Source organism: Streptomyces sp. NPDC034670 (assembly GCF_055574875.1).
This window is the reverse complement of record NZ_JBVITR010000144.1, coordinates 1-1,345: the sequence shown is the minus strand read 5'-3', so window position 1 is coordinate 1,345 and position 1,345 is coordinate 1. Positions and strand designations below refer to the sequence as shown.

Genomic DNA, 1,345 nt, shown 5'->3' with positions numbered 1-1,345 from the left:
TAGCCGCGCTCGGCCGCCCCGTACGGATTGAGCAGGGCCTCCTCGTACTCCCGCACCAGCCGGGCACGGGTGGCCTCCGGATCGTCCGCCGCGGCGATGGCCCGCCGGTGCAGGATGCTGACCGCGCCCTGCGCCCCCATCACCGCGATCTGCGCGGTCGGCCAGGCCAGGTTCAGATCGGCGCCCAGGTGCTTGGAGCCCATCACGTCGTAGGCGCCGCCGAACGCCTTGCGGGTGATCACCGTGATCAGCGGCACGGTGGCCTCCGCGTAGGCGTAGATCAGCTTCGCGCCGCGGCGGATGATGCCGTCGTGCTCCTGGCCCACCCCGGGCAGGAAACCGGGCACGTCCACGAAGGTGAGCACCGGCAGGTTGAAGGCGTCGCAGGTGCGCACGAAGCGGGCGGCCTTCTCCGAGGCGGCGATGTCCAGGCAGCCGGCGAACCGCAGCGGCTGGTTGGCCACCACCCCCACCGGGCGGCCCTCGATGCGGCCGAACCCGGTCAGGATGTTCGGCGCGAACAGCGCCTGGGTCTCCAAGAACTCGCCGTCGTCCAGCACGTGCTCGAGCACCGCGCGCATGTCGTAGGGCCGGTTGGCGCTGTCCGGCACCAGCGCGTCCAGCTCCCGGTCGGCGGCGGTGACCGCCGGGTCGGCCTCCCCGGGAAAGGCCGGCGGCTCGGCCAGGTTGTTGGACGGCAGATAGGACAGCAGCTGGCGGACGTACTCGACCGCGTCCTTCTCGTCGGCGGCCAGGTGGTGGGCCACCCCGGAGGCGGTGTTGTGGGTGCGCGCCCCGCCCAGCTCCTCGAAGCCGACCTCCTCCCCGGTGACCGTTTTGATCACGTCCGGGCCGGTGATGAACATGTGCGAGGTCCGGTCCACCATCACCGTGAAGTCGGTGATCGCCGGGGAGTACACCGCGCCGCCCGCGCACGGGCCGACCACCAGGCTGATCTGCGGGATCACCCCGGAGGCGTGGGTGTTGCGGCGGAAGATCTCCCCGTAGGCGCCCAGCGCGGCCACCCCCTCCTGGATCCGCGCCCCGCCGGAGTCGTTGATGCCGACGATCGGGCAGCCGGTCTTCAGCGCGAAGTCCATCACCTTGACGATCTTCTGGCCGTAGACCTCGCCCAGCGCCCCGCCGAAGACCGTGAAGTCCTGCGAGAACACCGCCACCGGCCGGCCGTCCACGGTGCCGTAGCCGGTGACCACGCCGTCGCCGTAGGGGCGGTGGGCGTCCAGGCCGAAGGCGGTGGAGCGGTGCCGGGCGAACTCGTCCAGCTCCACGAAGGAGTCCGCGTCCAGCAGCAGCGCGATCCGCTCCCGGGCCGTCAGCTTGCCCC

The 1,345-nt window shown here is 71.9% G+C and carries 1 protein-coding gene; it reads right to left on the bottom strand.

Going from position 1 to position 1,345, the window contains the following annotated elements:
* Positions 1-1,345 (bottom strand): acyl-CoA carboxylase subunit beta (locus ACZ56B_RS32860; RefSeq protein WP_468798763.1); only part of this gene is annotated, 1,345 nt, incomplete at both ends.